Genomic DNA, 18,386 nt, shown 5'->3' on the forward strand with positions numbered 1-18,386 from the left:
GAAATTGCAGTAAGTAGTTCGGATTTTGCAGTTAATCAAACGGATATTTGCTTTATCTGCTCTTTCAGGGATTTAATTCCACTTTTGGAATATGGTATTTCATCATTGTTGGTCAAGAGCACACGGGAGGTTTCCAGATTAATCTGATCCAGATAATTGAGATTTAACAATGCGGTACGATGAATTCGAATGAATCTAAAGGGAGCTAGTTTATTTTCAAGATCTTTCAGACTTTGACGTAATGTAAAGGTTCTGTCTTCTGTATGAACCTTTACGCAGTAATCATCGGATTGTATCCATACAATATCCTCAAGAGCCACTGACTTTAATTTATAACCTGTTTTAATGCTTAAGTGAGGTTTTTCTTCGGAACTGATTACTTCTTGTAATTCATTAGTGACTTTTTTAAGTGACTTGATTTCTACTGTTTGTTGATCAATGGTTTTCACCTTGGAGTAATTATAAAGCAAGCCTATAAACAAGACAGAAGCTAAAAAGAAGGTAAGCCCCTTTTGAAAGATGAAAAATTGAAAAAATTCAACAAAGCTGCTGAGAGACTCACCTTGGGAAATGATTGATTCTATGGTAATCAGAAGAAGTGAGCCAAGTGAAGATAAAGCGATCAAAGCACCTATCACAAGCCAACTTTTGTTTGAGACTTCTCCATTTTTTAGAATTTGTTTCCAAATGATGATTGTTAGTGGAATATTGATAATCAGCCAGCACAGCCATCTGATTAAATGATTACTAAGTAGTTCTCCAAAAGCGACTGGTCCATTCGGTGAAAGCCCAAAAGTGTCTAAATAATACTTCTGTTGAGCGGCATCAAAAAATATCAGTCCGATTATAAATCCAGCTAACACTATCGGAGTTCTCTTACTCATCTTACATGCCTACCAGGATAAAAGGAGCCCAAAAATATGGGCGAGAATAATTGTCTGAATTTAACAAGGACAGCTTGGCCTGACGGAGCGCGGTATTATATCCATGATGTTCATTGTTGAGATTGTACTTGTAGAATTCAATCATCATCTGAGCTGTACTCTCGTCAGCTACTTGCCATAGAGAAACGATAATGTTGTTTGCTCCTGCGTATTGTAATGCTCTACTTAACCCAACAATACCTTCTCCTTTGGCGACTTTCCCTAGTCCTGTTTCACATGCTGAGAGGGTAACCAAATCTGCATCAATGCTTAGGTTATAAATTTCACCCGTATAAAGACTCCCATCTTCATCGTTACCTGGTTTTAAGAAAATTCTAGAAAGAGCAGGTTCAGATTCATTCACCAGTCCATGAGTTGCGAAATGCAAGTACCTGTACTTACCAAGATTCTCCTCTTTAAAGGCAGATTCGCTTGCTTCTGCACCAAGGCAAACCTTAGTTTCACAGTTGCTACCCATAAAAAGGTATCTTATTTCATCAATTTCTTTTTCAGAGCCTGGAAGAGCCGACATTCTCACCTCGTTATCTTCAAATGAAACAGGTGCTATCAATAGAATTTCAGGGTTTATTTGTGCTTCATCTGCTATTCGCTCATTGAAGAGAGTTGCAGAATAGTCATACGAAATGTGATAATTTTTTAGTAAAAAGTTCATATCACCATAATTCTCCTCCTTACTCTCAGGATGCACGAAAGCTTCAAAAGGAATGGTACCTAGCGAGCCATCTGGTAGGATGACAAGTTCACTAATTGTTGCAGGTAAATCGGGGATTAATTGAGAGTGAAGTGCTTTGGCCGTTTTTGTAAATGCAGCTTTGCTATTGTATTTAATTGCATTTCTCATGCCTGAAGTAGTCTTTTGAAAGTCTTCACCTTTCGGAATAGATTCTGCTTTTATACTCTTTTTCGTGATGGTGAAGAGATAAATATCTTCTTCTCCTAAAAAGTAGGAGAGCATAGCTGCCTGACCCGACAGGTGTTCTTGAACAGAGGCAACCGTGGCAATGGATTGATCATACTTTAGCTTATAGTATTCTGGATAATTAGCTTCCAGATTGCTAATGAAGTTTCTATAGGCATTCTGATAGGAGAAAAGCAGGTCTTTCATATCTTGATTCCCAACATTTTCTTGCAAAGCCAGCTGTTGCTCAAGAAATGAAATCTCATCTTTAAGGCTGTCTTCCAGCTGGATCTGTTCATCGGGTATCCCTGCGAATTTTTTTGCTTTCGATTCGGTGATTGCTTCTAAAAGAACCGATGACTTACTTCTTTCACAGAAATCAAATGCGGTCTGAAGATGCTTTTTACGATTAAAGCTTTGCTCACTGAGGAGGATTGAAAGTTGAATCCCGTTTTCATAGACTTCTTTTGCTAGCTGCCCAAGTCTTAACTTGTCCTGCTCGTTTAAGCGATTCCTTCGAATGATGGTAATCAGGTCGTCGCACTTTTTATAAGTATCAATGGCTGATACTATGTCGCGTACGTTCAGCGATTTTTCAAAGTGCAAAGCTTCAAGAGCAATGGCTTTTGCTTGCAGACTCGTAAGAAGAATATCCGCGTTGAAGTAATTACTCAGTTCGGGCAGTGAATAAATATCTGAATATGCCTGATCCGGTAAATTGGCATAGACTGCTCGCTGGAAAAAGCCAACTGCGGTCTTAAACTCTGTCTTTTTTTGATAGACTTCTCCTATAAGGAAATAAGTGTTAGCTACTTCAGGATGTTTTTCACCATATAAGCTAATGTAGGTTTGTAGGGCCTCATTCAGATTCAGTAAAGCCTTTTCAAATTCCTCTTTTCTCAGATTTACCCTGCCAATTATTGATTGTATGTAGGCCTTGTTAGAATTTTCTCCTTCATAAGTAGCGTCATAAATAGATTTAACTTCATTTAATTGACTGAGTGCTTCATCGTATTCTTCTTGCTCCATATTGGCAAAAGCGATATTGAGCTTGGCCCTTAAAGCCCTCCGACTACTATTACCTAATTTGTCTTCATAAATACCGCTGGCACGATTAAAATAGATGAGCGATTGAAGGGGGTCGGTATTTAGATAGACACGTCCCAGATTATTGTAGGTATTTGCTACTTCGATCGAACTTGCACCGAATAGCTTTCTTCTCATCACAAATGCTTGCTCGTGATATTGGATGGCCAGCTCATTGTTTTCGATATTCTTATATACCAACCCCAGCGCATCAAAACAGTCAGCTTTTGCTTCCGTTTCTTCTTCAGTAAATGCACTTGCAGCTTCGAGAAGGCTTTCTAATGCCTCATCATTTCTACCTAGATTCAAATAACTAAGCCCCAATAAAGTCAAGCACTTTGCTTTAAGTTGTAATTGATCTGGAGCTTCTTTTTGAATAAAATCAAGAGTATTCTCGGAGAGACTTTTAGCTAAAAATGGATTTCCCGCTTCGATCTGACATTCTACCATTTTTACATGAGCAGCTATATAAGATACATTTTCACCCTTCTCAAAGAACTGATCTGCGGATTCTTTATACAGCTCATAAGCCTCATTAAACTGCCCACTGCTAAACAGATTGTCTGCTTCATTTATTTCCGTTGTTTGTGCAAACAGCAGCGTTGAAGAAAGAACAAGTATTAAAATGTTTAGGTATCTCATTTATCAGAACTTATAGACATAGCTAATACTTAATACATCGTCTCTTGTTAGTCCATCAGGATTAAAATCCCTATCTACAAGTTTTATCCCCTGGATGATTTTTATGCTATTATTTACGTCAAAGTGATAACCGAAGCTACCAAGAACTGATAGTGCCAGCCCTGTGGTATTTGGCAATTTGCCTCTTTCGTCAGTTCCCGGGAGTATTGCTTCATCTTTAGTGATACGATAAATAGGTAAAGCGCCAAGTGAGAAATTGAAATTAGTAAATCGCCAGTTTCTTTCCACCCGAAACATAACATCTATCCCACGTTTCAACTCTATTCCTCTGTCATGACTTCTTACGTATTCCTGATCTGGGTAACTCGGGAAACCATTCCATGTAAATTGGTTATTATTTTTTGTTAGCGCAATTTGAATCCCTGTTGCAAAAAGCCATTTTCCACTCAATGCAGAAATACCAGCGATTGCATCATATGAACCAAGGCTAGGTTGATAATACATGTGAATCGGAGAGTTCACCTGAATGCCTGTTTCTGGATCTATAGTATTTTCATTATTCACTGTTTCATTAGAATCCCCTGTAGGAATTTTAGTTCCTAAAGTTCCATTCACCACCCATCCATTGTATGTTTTTAGATGACGAGTATAGCTCAATGAAATATCTCCAGGTCCTGCTTCTTCACCAAGGTTTCCGGATATCCACATGTATGGAAGTTTGATTTGGAAGGCACTGTAATCATTGATCCCAAGATTGAAATCAATTGTTGCGGCTTGAATAACTGCGGTTAACAAGCTTGTACCTTTGTAATAATTAAATTCAATAGATCTAAGCTTTATTGCGATTCGTTTGCTGTAGTTCTGATCGGGTTTCATAGCTCCCATTGTACAGAATCCTGCATCGCTACACCCTTGAGCGTCAGCACGATAAATAACCGCAACGAATAATATCAGTGTAAATAAGTGATGGAATAAACGCATAATGATTGGATTATGTGCTGATACAATAATACATAATCAAGAAGCACTTATTCCATAAATATTTTCTTTTCGATTAAACCATTTCGAAAAAGTCTTGTCAAAGGACCAAAATCGATTAAAGCAAAAACGAAATACAACGATTATGAAGAAGTTATTATTTATTACAGCAGTAGCCTTTATGGCATTTCTTTCATCATGTAGTGATGATGAAACAATCGGATCAGACAGTATTGTCGAAGAGTTGGACATTGATTCGGAGGCCACTTTAGAATCAAACTATGAAGATGTAGATATCATAGTAGAGGCAGGAATGGAATCGATCTCCTCAAATGGAAGGATAAACAGAGATGATATTTTGGATTGTGCAAACATTACGCATGATGAGGAAAACAAAACCGTAATTATCGATTATGGAGATGGATGTGAAGGACCTGGCGGTAGAGTTAGAGCAGGGCAGATTGTAATCACATACAGTGATCACAGATTGATTCCTGGTGCATTTAGAGAGGCAACATTCCAGAATTTCAGCATTGATGAAGTGAAAGTGGAAGGTACAAGGAGAGTGGAGAATGTTTCTGAAAGCATGGATGATCATCCAACCTTTAGTATCACTTTGACTGGTGGTAAATTGATCTTCGATGATGGAACTGAAGCAACACGAGAGTCTTCTAGAACCAGAACTTGGATTAGAGCAAACAATCCGTTGGGAGATGAAGCACATGTGGATGGCAATGCTTCAGGAAGTAGAAGAGATGGAGTAGGGTATAGCATGGAGATCTTAGAACGACTGGTTTATAAAAGAGAATGTTGGGCAAGAGGAATTTTTATTCCTGTAGCAGGTGTGAAGCAGTTTACTTCAGGTGATAATGTAGCGATCGTTGATTACGGTGATGGGGAGTGTGATAATGTGGTAACTGTAACCATAAACGGAGGTGAACCTTTTGAAGTGGTCATCACTCCAAGAGGAAGAAAAAGAAACTAAAAATTAAACTTTCAGGTAGGTAATGACCCTCACAAATCTTCGGATGAGTGGGGGTTCTTCCTTTTATAGCGTTGATATGAAAGCGTAGGAGATAATATTGGCTCCCATTTTCAATGCTTCAATTCTGATTTCTTGTGGATCATTGTATACTGATTGATCTTCCCACCCATTCCCTAGATCAGATTCATACGAATAAAAACAAACAAGCCTGCCTTCATAGATAATACCATATCCTTTTGGCGGCTTTCCATCATGTTGATGAATTTTTGGAAGGCCCTTATCAAAATCAAATTTCTGATGATAAATGGGATGATCGAAAGGCAATTCTACGAACTCTAATTCTGGAAAAACTTTTTTCATTTCCACTAATACAAATTGATCCAATCCGTAATTGTCATCAATATGTAAAAAGCCACCTGATGTAAGATAGGTTCTTAAATTCTCAGCTTGTGCATTACTGAATACCACATTTCCATGGCCAGTCATGTAAACATATGGGTAAAGAAAAATATCAGGACTTCCTACCTCGACAACATCCTCAGAGATCGCCAAGTTGGTGTTGATATTGGCATTACAGAATTCAATCAGGTTAGGAAGAGCGGTTTTGTTAGCATACCAATCACCGCCACCGTCATATTTCAGTTTGGCAATTTTTACTGGTTGAGCAAATGTGGAAGATGAAACAACGAAAAGCGTTATCCAAAGTAATCTCATAGTGCAATTATACTCTTCTCTCTGAAAATTGTTCTAATCAAACAATTCCATCAAAGGATCACCATCTGCCATACTTGGAAGAGAGATATTCAAAAGCATGGACAGTGTAGGAGCAATATCGGTTATGGAAACTTTGCGAACAGAGCTACCTTTTTTAATACCCTTTCCATAAAATATGATTGGAATGTGGGTGTCATACGTATAGGGTGTGCGATGGTCAGTACCCTGTCTACCCCAAGAATCACTGAGCGTACTCGTTTTAAGAATATATAGAATGTCACCGGATCTTTTATTGTCATATCCATTCTGTAGCTTAATTAGGACAGGATCTGTAAACATTCGCATGGCTACAACATCTGCATCAAACGCCTCAACGATATAATCTTCTTTCATTAAAGCATCAATTACGACTTGCTTTACCTCCTTTAAATCAAGATCTTTAGCCTGAATCAGGTCTCGATTTAGATAAATCTGCTCATTTATCAGGCTGGATACCCATTTTCCTTCACCGAATTTTTCTACCAAAAGGTCACCTATATAATTCCTTAAGTGAGGATTGTTGTGATACCCGCTGGGCATCTTGTTCTTATACAAATATGAAGGTACATCTGTGGCTCCATGATCAGCAGATAAGAAAACTGTGTAATTATCGTTTCCGACTTCTTCATCCAGAAAACTTAAAAATTCACTTATCTCACGATCAAGCCTTAAATAAGTGTCTTGTACTTCCACTGACCGAGGACCAAATTTGTGCCCTATGTCATCTGTAGCGGAAAAACTCATTGACAAAAAATCAGGAATAGAGTCCATTCCTAAAGACTCTGCTTCAACCGCTCTCATGGAGACTTCCTTAATCATCGTGTTGGTGAAAGGCGTATACTTTAGCAATGATGGATCATCCTTGTATTGTTGTAGGTTGTGAGGAAAGGAAACACCCATACCTTTTCTCAGCTCTTCTTCATAAGGATTATTATCCTCAATACTCTCGTTATAAGCAGTTTTGTCTTTAAATAAAGTCCATCTATTTGAGAGAAAATCAGTTGGTCTATTCAGCTCATTATATTCTTTCACCCAATTTGGCAGGTCATCGCTATAGTAGGTGCTGGTGATCATGTTGCCGCTTTTCAAATCATACCAATAAGCACCAGTTGGATTATGTCCTGCTGGAATAGCCGCACCTCTGTCTTTCAATGAAATGCCAATAACCTTAGCGTTGAAGTTGTAGAAGAGTCTTAGCTCGTCTGTTATAGTCGTTCCTTTTACATTTCTTGCTGATACTTCACCGTTTGAAACACCCCCTACAACACGGGCAGTACTATCAAAAACACAATTAATATCCCAACCGATTGAAGTCTCATGCCAATCATTCCCTATGATTCCATGTCTTGCTGGAGTAGTTCCGGTATATATAGATGCATGGCCGGGACCAGTTTTTGTTGGCATGTAATTGTAATGAGCATTTCTGTAAAGAAAGCCATCTCCAATCAAGCGTTTAAACCCACCATCTTCAAAGTCATTATAATATCGCAAGATGTAATCATATCTCATTTGATCCACCACAATGCCAACAACCAATTTTGGCTTGTCTTGTGAGAACGCTAAAAATGAAATAAAAATGGTGATAAATAAACTGAGCTGTTTCATGCCATGTGGTTAAAAACGTGAAGGTATTAAACCAAAATTATTCCATCTTCAAATTGTTAGATTCATTATGTGAATTTTCGATAAAGAAGACTCCATTATTATCGGATTAAGCCTGTAATTTTGCGGCCATGCAAGATAAAATCCTGATCCTCGATTTTGGTTCACAGTACACACAACTCATTGCACGCAGGGTAAGAGAACTCAACGTTTATTGTGAAATCCATCCTTTTAGCAAGTTTGAAATTACACCAGATGTAAAAGGTGTGATCCTTTCTGGAGGACCTTGCTCAGTTCTTGATCCCGGTTCTCCGGATATGAGCATGGATCAGTTGGGAGATCTACCTGTTTTGGGTATTTGCTATGGAGCACAACTACTGGTGCAAAAAAATGGTGGCAAAGTCGCAAAATCAGATCATCGTGAGTATGGTAGGGCCAATCTTAAGTCAGTAGACACTCACTTTGATTTAATGAAAGAGATTGAAATTGGTAGCCAGGTGTGGATGTCACATGCTGATACAATCACAGAATTACCTGACAATTTTCAGAAAATATCTGCCACAGAATCTATTCCGGTTGCTGCTTATAAGATTAAGGATAAGGATATCTACGGTATTCAATTCCACCCAGAGGTAACCCATAGTACGCAAGGAAAAATAGTTCTTAGAAACTTTGTGGTACACATTTGCGGAGCTTCTCAGGATTGGACACCAGATATTTTTGTTGAAGACACAGTAGCTAAGCTTAAGGATCAACTGGGCAATGATAAAGTAGTGCTTGGACTATCAGGAGGAGTAGATTCATCTGTAGCAGCTATGCTGATACATCAGGCCATCGGTAAAAATCTGTACTGCATTTTCGTGGACAATGGGCTCCTTCGTAAGAATGAATTCGAAGATGTTCTTAAATCTTATGAGGGATTAGGATTGAATGTAAAAGGAGTAGATGCTAAATCTCGATTTTATGAAGAACTAAAGAATGAGTCAGATCCTGAGGGAAAAAGAAAAATCATTGGTCGGGTATTCATAGAGGTTTTTGATGCAGAGGCGAAGCGTATCAAGGATGTAAAGTGGCTGGGGCAAGGCACTATTTATCCTGACGTGATCGAGTCGGTTTCCGTCAATGGGCCTTCAGTGACTATCAAATCACATCATAACGTGGGCGGGCTTCCGGCTAAGATGAATTTGAAAGTCGTGGAACCGCTAAATACTTTATTCAAAGACGAAGTAAGAAATGTTGGCCGATCTCTGGAAATACCAGAATTCATACTTGGAAGGCATCCATTTCCAGGACCAGGACTGGGAATCCGTATTTTAGGGGACATCACTGCCGAAAAAGTAAGAATACTTCAAGACGTAGATGCCATTTTCATCAATGGATTGAAAGATGATGGCCTTTATGATGAGGTATGGCAAGCCGGAGTGATGTTGCTTCCCGTACAGTCTGTTGGTGTAATGGGAGATGAGAGAACCTATGAAAATGTAGTTGCTTTAAGAGCAGTAGCAAGTTTAGATGGAATGACCGCTGACTGGGTGCATTTACCTTACGAATTTCTTGGTAGAATTTCCAATAAAATCATCAATCAGGTAAAAGGAGTAAATAGAGTAGTTTATGACATAAGCTCTAAGCCACCTGCAACCATAGAGTGGGAATAATCATTAGTTTTGAATTAAAAACAGACCAGTGAGGATTTTCTTATTTTGTTTATTCATTTCATCCTTTTTATTTGGGTTTACCCAATCCAATCAAGGTGAGTACCTTGAAGCGAAACGACAATTTTCTTTAGGAAACTATCAAGTAGCTAAGCAGGCATTTCAGTCACTTACCAGTGATGGTGTTTTTGGAGAATATGCCTCATTCTACTATGCCTTATCTGCTTTGAAGCTTGGCGAAATGAAAGTCGCAGAGGATATGCTCAAGCAGATAGAGGTGAAATATCCAGATTGGGATAAGCAAAATGAAGTGAATTATTGGTTGACGGCTGTTTACTTTGATCAAGGCAAATTATATCAGGCATTTGATCGAGTAGAGACGCTACCTAAGAAATGGCAGGACTTCCTAATAGACAGATCTTTGGGTAAAATGTCTCTAAGTGGCCTGGATTCTGCATATGCACTTAATCCAAATAATCGTCACATTGCTTCTTACTATTTGAAGGCCATTAAATCACAGCCTTATGAAGAACGTGATCAATACCTTCTTCAGGAATTAGCAGAAAAATTCGATTTTGCCATTGGTCCTGATGAAAACCTACCACTTGTGAAAAAAGAGGAGTACGCAGTAGCTGTGGTACTACCATTCATGTTTGAATCACTAGAAACTCCACAGACTGTCATTCGAAATTCTATCATTTTTGATCTCTATCAAGGGATGGAGCTAGCTCAGAGTCAATTACAAGGGCAGGGCATCAAAATAAACCTATTTCCTTTTGACACTCAGAAAAAAAGTGCAGTCACCTCCGATCTAATAGAAGATCAAAAACTTGATAATGCTGATGTAATTATAGGACCACTTTACCCTGGACCATCTAGATATATCAGTCAGTTTTCAAAAGAAAACCAAATCACGGTTGTCAATCCTCTTTCATCCAATGAGTCTATCATTGGTGATAATCCATATTCATACTTGTTTAAGCCAGCATACAGCACTCAGGGAAGAGAAGCTGCTAAATATGCCGCAAAGAAATTTGTTGATAATAAAAAACTATTCATTTTCTATGAAACAGATCGAGACAGTATTGTAGCAAATGCATACCTTGACGCGATTGAAAGAGATAGTTTCTTTGTCGTGCAGTTTGCAAGATTGACCAATCAGGATGCACAGCAAATCCAAAAAGATTTCACGGAGCAATTTGAAGTAAGGCTAGATACCATGTATTCGCCACAAGAAATAGATTCAATCGCACTCTTGCCTGGCCGAATAGTGAGGACGAGAAGTTTACGAAATGAAAGAACTGGTCGGATCATTAGGGGTGCAAATGGTGAAGATATAATTGAATCTTACGAGGTGAAATTTACTATTCAACCGGATAGTATTGGGCATATTTTTGCAGCAACTTCCAGTAACGTACTCGCCAATAATCTGATTAGCATGGTTGAGGTTCGGAGTGATAGTATTGGCATAATCGGGTATGAAGATTGGCTGAATTTTTCCCTCGTTTCCTATTCTCAGCTGGAGCGACTTCAGGTAGACTTTTTAAGTCCCAATTACTATGATGAAGAGGATTTAGCATTTGAAGATTTAAGATCAGAGTTTATTAAAAAAATTGGTAAGGAACCTTCAGAGTACAACATTTATGGATATGAACTCATCATGCACATTGGAAATCTAATGAATAAGCATGGTAAATATTTCCAACGAGGACTTTCCAGTGATAACCATTATCCTGGTTATGTCATGGAAGGAATAAAATTTGGAGCTTATAAAGACAACCAGATAGTACCAATCACTACACTAAAAGGACTGAAACTAGAAAACCAAAACACTAATCAGGCAGTTGAAGAGTCAAATGAATATAACGACCAGTAAAGACCTTTTTGAGCGAGCAAAAGACTATATACCAGGTGGTGTAAACTCACCAGTTAGAGCTTTTAAAGCGGTGGGGGGTGACCCCATTTTTTTTGCAAATGCGGAAGGTGCATACATGTACGATGAAGATGGAAATTCGTACATCGATTTGATTAATAGCTGGGGTCCCATGATTCTGGGCCATGCTAACAAAAACATAGAAGAGGCGATTTTTAAAGCAGTTATTGGCTCTCCCTCTTTTGGCGCTCCTAATCGGATGGAAGTAGAGCTAGCGGAGTTAATTACTGAAATGGTGCCATCCATTGAAAAGGTAAGAATGGTAAATTCTGGCACAGAAGCCACTATGTCAGCTATACGTTTAGCTCGTGGATTTACCAAGCGTGAGAAAGTATTGAAGTTTGAGGGTTGCTATCACGGACATGGGGATTCATTCCTTATTGCTGCAGGTAGCGGAGCTGCAACCATGGGAACACCAGATAGTCCGGGCGTTACCAAGGGCACAGCACAAGATACACTTCTGGCTCCTTTTAATAACATTGAGAGAGTAAAGGAAGTTGTAGCGGCTAATAAAGATCAAATTTCTGCCATCATTGTCGAGCCTGTAGCTGGGAATATGGGATGTGTTTTACCTGAGACAGGTTTTCTTGAGGGTCTTAGATTGATTTGTGATAAGGAAGGAATCCTATTGATTTTTGATGAGGTAATGACTGGATTTCGTCTTGCAAGAGGAGGAGCACAGGAAGTATTTGGTGTAAAACCAGATCTAACCACTCTGGGTAAGATAATAGGCGCTGGGATGCCTGTAGGTGCTTATGGAGGCAGAAGTGATATCATGGATTTTGTATCACCACAGGGTCCAGTATATCAGGCAGGCACACTTTCTGGTAATCCAGTGGCAATGGCAGCAGGATTTGCTCAACTCAGCTACCTTAATGACAATCCTGAAGTCTATCAAAATATTGAGAAAACCACAAAAAAGATTCTTTCAGGGTATCAAAAAGCCATAAAAAAACATAAGTTGAAATACACAATGAATCACATTGGCAGCATGATTAGCTTATTCTTCACCGATAAAAAGGTGATTGATTTTGAGACAGCTAAGACATGTGATACTGATCTCTTTGGTAAATACTTCAGATTCAACCTGGAAAATGGTGTTTATCTTCCACCAGCACAATTTGAGTCATGGTTCATCTCAAACAGTATCGAAGATGTAGAAGTGCAAAAGATCATTCAAACTTTCGAACAGTTTTTAGAGCATAGCAAGGGAAACTAATACACCAAGCAAAAGACTTATTCCCAGTAGAATAGAGTAAATGAATCCTATCATGAAGAATTTAGTGATACACCAAATAAGCTTCTGAGCATACACACGCTTAAAGCTAATAACGATGTATACGGATGTGATCAAAACAGCAATATCATCTCCATAATCTTTAAAGCCATCTATAAATAGAGAAATCACCCAGACAAAGCCAAGTAAAAAGAATAACAAGGAGTGAATGTGAATGGAGTGAATGAGGTGTTTGATATACAATCCTTTTTTCCAAAAGAAAAGCTTTAGAAGTAGTGCGTATAGCGGCAGGATGCAAAAGACTATAATCGGAATCTGTCGTAAAATGTAAGAGCTAAGCGTTGCATTTGTTTCCTGATTTATTTTGATGATTTGCTTTGACGCAAAACGCCTGAAGAATGGTAGTGAATCGAGCCGCAAAGTGTCCATTATCTGATCTGGTGTTAGGGCAACCTCCTGATTCAAGTGTCTGATCAATTTCATTTTATTATTGGATAATGGCCAATCCGCATTGCTGCTTGAATCCGGATAATTAAAAATACTATCATACTGCGTGTCTGATAGTGACTCCATTTCATCCATAAAACCTCGGAGTTTTTTATCTTTTGCGGTAGGCTCTAGTATTTTGGCGAGAAAAAAGAAATGAAAGATGCTAATTACCAGATACCAACGGATTGGATTGGCATAGAGCACTCTTCTTCCTTCATTGAAAGCGATCGTAAGCTTACCCGGGCTAAAAAGGAACGGTTTAAAAGTCCGTCCAAACCTTGAGTCAAGTGAAAAGAAATTAGAAAGAAATTCACGTAGGAGAAGACTTATACTAACCTGATTGTCAGTGTTTTCCTGACCACAGTTAGGGCAATAATTATTTTTTTGTTGGAGAAGCTCGCCACAATTGAGGCAGGCTTTATGTTTCCTTCTCTTTTTCACCAGGTTTGAACTTGTTGAGTAAAAATGCCACTCCCCACAATCCCAAGGCGACTAAACTATAAATTAATTGATTGGATTCCGTTCTTAATGAGAAGAAAAGAAAAACAAAGGCTCCAATCGTGAATATCCAGATAAGGGTAGGGTATAATTTCATTCTTGAAATTAAAATTTATTGATTGGCTTTTAAACTATGCTTCTTTGACTTTCAGGCTTGTGCCTTCATCAGAAATGACGATCACTTCTGCTCCCTCTTCGATGAAATTTCCCCTGGTAAAGGCATCATAAATTTCATCATCTATTTCAATTCTACCACTTGGCCTTAGCCGCGTGTAAGCTTTCCCTTTCTTACCCACCATGGATTTTTTCTTATAGAAAGTAGAAGTGAATCCTTGTTCTTTATCCTGCACTTCCTGAAGTGCAATACGCTTGAATACATTGCTATTCACCAGACGAGCACCCCCGAAAAACATAATTATATTGGATCCGAGCATACCTAGAATGACGGTTGCAACAGAAATGAATATTTCTTCTGAACCAACAAATGAGAAATCAAACATATCATTGTTAAGCATCACCAGTACCAATGATCCTATGGTACAAATCAGACCAAGAACCCCTGCAACACCGAAACCGGGGATCACGAAAACTTCCAATGCTATGAGAATAATGCCGACGATAAACATGATAATCTCCCAGTTGGCAGCTAAACCATTCAGGTAATTCGGAACAAAGTATAGGATGATCGCTATGACAGCTGCCAATAGTGGAAAACCCACGCCAGGTGTTTGAAGCTCAAAATAGATACCTCCTACTATTACTAAGATGAGAATCCCACTTACGAAGGGGTTTAAAAAAAGTGAAATGATTTTTTCTGTAGTTCCAAGTTTAAATTCTTGAATTTCATAATCCTCTACTCCTGATCTACGCATGATATCATCGATGCTGCTTACTTCAGCCTCACAGAACCCATATTTGATTGCTTCAGAAGTAGATAATGTCAATATTTTTCCTTCGGTGGCAATGCTATCCAGGTCTATATCTTCATCGACCATAGCCTCTGCCATTCGAGGGTTTCTTCCTTTGGCTTCCGCAGTGGATCGCATGATCGATCGCATATAGGATTGATACTTATCCGGTGCAGCAGCTCCATCTTGTGTGACAACTGTAGCAGCACCTATACTTGAGCCCTTAGCCATGTAAATGCTATCACAAGCTATAGATATCAAGGCTCCAGCAGAAGCTGCATCTTTATTAATGTAGGTATATATCGGTTTATCAAAGTTTAGAATTCTTGTTCTGATATCATCCGCATCATTGAGCGCACCACCATAAGTGTCTAACTCCAGGATCACATAATCTGCATTTAGTTCTCTTGCTTTCTCCAAGCCTAGTTCAGAATACCTGTTTGTTCGAGGGTCAATGACATCATTGATCTTTAAATGAAGAACAAGCGGTTTTGCATTTTCCTGAGCAATGGAAAGTATCGTTGTTAAAAGAGCAAGTACAAATAATAGTTTTCTCATAATCTGGTGCTAAAATCAGCGCAAAGGTTCACCTTTGAAACTGAACTTTCGAGAATAAAGTTATTCCAATTTGATCGACAAATTCATTTTTCTTCTCGTATGATCCCAAAATCTGTTAAACACATTGAAATTGATCATCAGATATGGAGTACAGTCGTCCATGAGGAAGACAATTGCTTGTTTTTGGAAACGAGAAATGAAGAAGATAAAGAAGTGATGGTTTCAAAGTTGGAATTAAAAACCATGATGATAAGTGGAAGCACCCTAAAAGTGGACTGGTGGTCAAAGCTGATAGGTACGGTAGGGGATGAGCTTCATTTCATTGAATATCAGGATCGAAATGATCCTACCCAGCATAGTTTTTTTAGTATAGACTATACAAGTGGGCAAAAGAAACCATTGGATCATTTACCTGAACCGATGGTTCAGTCAGCTTATCCTGAAATTTATGAGCATGGTTCTGATTATTTTAAAACAGTGGCTGAATTTTTATCGTTGGAGTTACCACTTTCTTGTGAGTACATGGAATGGAAGGATAAAATCATAATCAGCTACTATCTTCGTTCTGATAACGGATTTGAGCGATTTTTGCTTCTAATCAAAAACGACGAGAAAATCTGGAAGATTCAGCAAGACAAGGATATGAAAGGATTCTCTTCTGGTGCGTTTTTTGTTTTTCAAGATCAACTAATATTTATAAAGGATCGAAATGAGGTTTGTGTTTACACTGATTAGTGTGTTTATGATTTTCACGTCTTTTGCTTACCCTGCAGATAGTATTCGTGCAGAGCAAAGGGAAGAAGGGTTATTTATAGTCCATGAGGTTGAAGATCAAGAAACCATATATTCCATAGCCAGAAGATATGGAGGTTCTGTGATTGGAATCATTAAGCACAATCAAATTATCGACAATAGAATTGAGATCGGTCAGATTATTTATGTGCTTGTGGAGGAAGAGAAACCTGTTCAGGTTAATCTAGTAGATCAGTTTAGTACAGATGAGAACGTTCACATGGTTGAATTAGGGGAGACGCTATACAGTATTTCAAAGCGATATGATGTGAAACTTAAGGATTTGAGAAGGTGGAATAATCTTCCTGATAACAATATCTCGCCAGGAATGAGATTGAAGCTCGCCGATGAAGTTGAATCAAGTAAACTGCAAGAAGAAGTAAAAGATGTAGCTGAGCCATTGGTAGAGGTACCCGCAGATACTGTAATTGAAGAAGCGATTGATCCGTTTGCTGAATTTGAAAAGTATTTGGTTCAGACAGGAGAAACACTCTCCACTATTGCTAAAAAAATCGGAGTAAGCATGGACAGTTTGAAAGAGTGGAATGATTTGGAAGGTGATTATTTGAAAATTGGTCAAGATCTATTCTACAAGGAATCTGAAGTTTCTGATTCGGCAAAATTGGTTGAGCCTAAAGAAACGGTAAGGACACAAATTGACGAAAAAGGATTTGAAAGAATCTATGAGGAAGGGGTCGCTTCTGTCATAGAATCAATGAATACCTCCAGGTATTTAGCACTTCACCGAACGCTCCCTATTGGCACTAACCTAAAGGTCAGAAACCTGATGAATAATCAGGTAGTACATGTAAAGGTAGTTGGGAAGCTTCCTAATACAGGTTTGAATAAAAACCTCCTATTGCGTCTATCGCAACCAGCATATGATCAGTTGGGTATTTTGGATTCCAAATCCAGGGTGGAGGTTTCTTACAATAAGATGTGAATCAGCAAGAATTAAAAGCCTTTCTTGACAGTAAAGTTGAGGAGTACAATCAGCTAGGGTTTATAGCTAATGACCCGATTAGTATTCCACATGAATTTTCAAAAAAGCAGGACATTGAAATTGCTGGATTTATGGCTGCTGTATTTGCTTGGGGTCAGCGAAAAACAATCATCAATAAGAGTCATGAATTCCTCGGATTGATGGATAATGCACCTCATGACTTTGTGCTCAACTATTCTGAAGAAGATCTGAAACCATTTCTGAAATTCAAGCATCGAACATTTAACAGCACTGACGCGCTATACTTTTTGCATTTCTTCCGATGGTTTTACGAAAAGTACGATTCGTTAGAGCATGCATTTACTGGTAAATTAGGTGAGAGGACTAGTATGGAAGCTCGATTAACACATTTTTTTGAAGTGTTCTTCTCATTGCCGGACCATCCGATTAGAACGTATAAACATATTCCTAACCCAGCGAGAAAGTCTGCCTGCAAAAGAATCAATATGTTTCTCAGGTGGATGGTTCGTCGGGATGACAATGGAGTGGACTTTGGCATCTGGCGTCATATTCAATCAAGTGAGCTAATTTGTCCTTGTGATTTACACGTGGATCGTGTAGCTAGAAAACTAGGACTGATCACTCGGAAGCCAACGGATTGGCTAACCGCAATGGAGCTCACCCAAAATCTTAAAAAGCTTGATCCACTGGATCCGGTTAAATACGATTTCGCTTTGTTTGGGCTTGGGGTAGAGGAGAAGTTTTAAGATGGGCTTAACTACATATTTTATGAATCACTGCCGATTTTTATCAATGATTTCAAAGTAGTCTGAAACTGGGGTTCCTAGCTTAGACCAATCACCTTTATCCATGTAGTTAGAGATTTCTTCTGCTACATCCATGTTAAAGAAGAGTTCACCATCATCATTGAACTTCCAAACTTTCACGCCATTGGCTTGATAAACCACCTCAAGGTTCTCATCCAGAATAACAGTCATTGGTAAGACCATCTGATCGCTTTTGAAGTAATCGTAAAACGCTCCCTTCTTATCGCAATAAATTTCAAAGTTCCAATCAAATTTTTCTTTCATTTTATTAATTGATGCCTCTTTTTCGAATGTGTTAATGGCATACATTGAAATATTTCTATTATCAAGTTCTTGGAGCTGTTTGTTAAACGAATTGAGCTGAACGATACAAGGTTTGCACCCTGTTTGCCAAAAATCTAAGATGGTATAATTGCCATCAATTATTAGATCTTTAATAGTGATACTATCACCTTTCATTGTTTCAAGTTGAATATCCATTAATTCTTCCTGTGCATCAGCTGATACGAAAATGAAAATGGTGAGAATTAAAGTTAAAAGTCTTTTCATGGGGTTTATAGAGGTATATCGTTCATGTATGAGGTGTGCCCTCTCACTTTATGGACAGTACTAAAATAGTGAAGTCTACCGGGGCTTCCAAGGTATCAGACTGGCACTGCGC

The 18,386-nt window shown here is 38.5% G+C and carries 16 protein-coding genes; 7 read left to right on the forward strand and 9 right to left on the reverse strand.

Going from position 1 to position 18,386, the window contains the following annotated elements; translation table 11 throughout:
- Window positions 1–35: 35 nt before the first annotated feature.
- Genes ACOMC3_RS04085 through ACOMC3_RS04095 form a run of 3 tightly spaced genes read right to left on the reverse strand, consistent with a single transcriptional unit; the run spans window position 36 to window position 4,551 of the window.
- Entirely contained in the window at window positions 36–884 is an 849-nt protein-coding gene (locus ACOMC3_RS04085) for a LytR/AlgR family response regulator transcription factor (RefSeq protein ID WP_420318255.1), read from the reverse strand.
- Window position 885: 1 nt separating this feature from the next.
- Window positions 886–3,570 carry a CHAT domain-containing protein gene (locus ACOMC3_RS04090; protein WP_420318256.1) on the reverse strand — a complete coding sequence of 895 codons (2,685 nt, stop codon included), beginning with the start codon at window positions 3,568–3,570 and terminating at the stop codon, window positions 886–888.
- Window positions 3,571–3,573: 3 nt separating this feature from the next.
- Complete coding sequence (locus tag ACOMC3_RS04095) at window positions 3,574–4,551, reverse strand: hypothetical protein (RefSeq protein ID WP_420318257.1); 978 nt, start codon at window positions 4,549–4,551, stop codon at window positions 3,574–3,576.
- Window positions 4,552–4,693: 142 nt separating this feature from the next.
- On the opposite strand from ACOMC3_RS04095, the gene ACOMC3_RS04100 reads away from it, so the two are divergent.
- A complete protein-coding gene (locus ACOMC3_RS04100) occupies window positions 4,694–5,533 on the forward strand; it encodes a hypothetical protein (protein ID WP_420318258.1) in 840 nt (279 codons plus the stop codon).
- A gap of 63 nt (window positions 5,534–5,596) precedes the next feature.
- Here ACOMC3_RS04100 and ACOMC3_RS04105 read toward each other — a convergent pair whose 3' ends face one another.
- Together ACOMC3_RS04105 and pafA are read right to left on the reverse strand one after the other, a co-directional pair.
- Window positions 5,597–6,247, reverse strand: a complete 651-nt coding sequence (locus tag ACOMC3_RS04105) for a DUF4159 domain-containing protein (protein WP_420318259.1) — start codon at window positions 6,245–6,247, stop codon at window positions 5,597–5,599.
- A gap of 33 nt (window positions 6,248–6,280) precedes the next feature.
- Window positions 6,281–7,891: an alkaline phosphatase PafA gene (gene pafA, locus ACOMC3_RS04110; protein ID WP_420318260.1), complete on the reverse strand. Its 1,611-nt coding sequence runs from the start codon at window positions 7,889–7,891 to the stop codon at window positions 6,281–6,283.
- A gap of 128 nt (window positions 7,892–8,019) precedes the next feature.
- Here pafA and guaA point away from each other — a divergent pair, with 128 nt between their 5' ends.
- Genes guaA through hemL form a run of 3 tightly spaced genes read left to right on the forward strand, consistent with a single transcriptional unit; the run spans window position 8,020 to window position 12,692 of the window.
- Window positions 8,020–9,543 carry a glutamine-hydrolyzing GMP synthase gene (gene guaA / locus ACOMC3_RS04115; protein WP_420318261.1) on the forward strand — a complete coding sequence of 508 codons (1,524 nt, stop codon included), beginning with the start codon at window positions 8,020–8,022 and terminating at the stop codon, window positions 9,541–9,543.
- 28 nt (window positions 9,544–9,571) lie between these two features.
- Window positions 9,572–11,416 carry a hypothetical protein gene (locus tag ACOMC3_RS04120; RefSeq protein ID WP_420318262.1) on the forward strand — a complete coding sequence of 615 codons (1,845 nt, stop codon included), beginning with the start codon at window positions 9,572–9,574 and terminating at the stop codon, window positions 11,414–11,416.
- The gene (gene hemL, locus ACOMC3_RS04125; RefSeq protein ID WP_420318263.1) at window positions 11,397–12,692 is read left to right on the forward strand and encodes a glutamate-1-semialdehyde 2,1-aminomutase; all 1,296 of its coding nucleotides are present in this window, start codon (window positions 11,397–11,399) and stop codon (window positions 12,690–12,692) included. The genes ACOMC3_RS04120 and hemL overlap by 20 nt, the downstream gene beginning before the upstream one ends.
- Here hemL and ACOMC3_RS04130 read toward each other — a convergent pair.
- From ACOMC3_RS04130 to ACOMC3_RS04140, 3 genes are read right to left on the reverse strand one after another with little or no spacing between them, the layout of a single operon-like run.
- Window positions 12,669–13,640, reverse strand: a complete 972-nt coding sequence (locus ACOMC3_RS04130; RefSeq protein ID WP_420318264.1) for a DUF3667 domain-containing protein — start codon at window positions 13,638–13,640, stop codon at window positions 12,669–12,671. The two genes, hemL and ACOMC3_RS04130, sit on opposite strands and share 24 nt — an antisense overlap.
- Window positions 13,618–13,794, reverse strand: coding sequence for a hypothetical protein (locus tag ACOMC3_RS04135; RefSeq protein WP_420318265.1), 177 nt, complete (start codon window positions 13,792–13,794; stop codon window positions 13,618–13,620). Before ACOMC3_RS04135 ends, ACOMC3_RS04130 begins: the two co-directional genes overlap by 23 nt.
- Window positions 13,795–13,828: 34 nt before the next feature.
- On the reverse strand, window positions 13,829–15,163 hold the full coding sequence (locus ACOMC3_RS04140) for an NfeD family protein (protein ID WP_420318266.1): 1,335 nt from the start codon (window positions 15,161–15,163) through the stop codon (window positions 13,829–13,831).
- 99 nt (window positions 15,164–15,262) lie between these two features.
- On the opposite strand from ACOMC3_RS04140, the gene ACOMC3_RS04145 reads away from it, so the two are divergent.
- The 3 genes from ACOMC3_RS04145 to ACOMC3_RS04155 are packed head-to-tail and all read left to right on the forward strand — an operon-like array spanning window position 15,263 to window position 17,665.
- A complete protein-coding gene (locus ACOMC3_RS04145; protein ID WP_420318267.1) occupies window positions 15,263–15,898 on the forward strand; it encodes a DUF4905 domain-containing protein in 636 nt (211 codons plus the stop codon).
- A gap of 7 nt (window positions 15,899–15,905) precedes the next feature.
- Window positions 15,906–16,898, forward strand: a complete 993-nt coding sequence (locus tag ACOMC3_RS04150; RefSeq protein ID WP_420318268.1) for a LysM peptidoglycan-binding domain-containing protein — start codon at window positions 15,906–15,908, stop codon at window positions 16,896–16,898.
- The gene (locus tag ACOMC3_RS04155) at window positions 16,895–17,665 is read left to right on the forward strand and encodes a TIGR02757 family protein (protein ID WP_420318269.1); all 771 of its coding nucleotides are present in this window, start codon (window positions 16,895–16,897) and stop codon (window positions 17,663–17,665) included. The genes ACOMC3_RS04150 and ACOMC3_RS04155 overlap by 4 nt, the downstream gene beginning before the upstream one ends.
- 27 nt (window positions 17,666–17,692) lie before the next feature.
- Here the strand turns inward: ACOMC3_RS04155 and ACOMC3_RS04160 are convergent, their stop codons facing one another.
- A complete protein-coding gene (locus tag ACOMC3_RS04160; RefSeq protein ID WP_420318270.1) occupies window positions 17,693–18,274 on the reverse strand; it encodes a peroxiredoxin family protein in 582 nt (193 codons plus the stop codon).
- Between the last annotated feature and the right edge of the window lie 112 nt (window positions 18,275–18,386).

This window comes from Ekhidna sp. (assembly GCF_965212185.1).
Taxonomy (GTDB): domain Bacteria; phylum Bacteroidota; class Bacteroidia; order Cytophagales; family Cyclobacteriaceae; genus Ekhidna.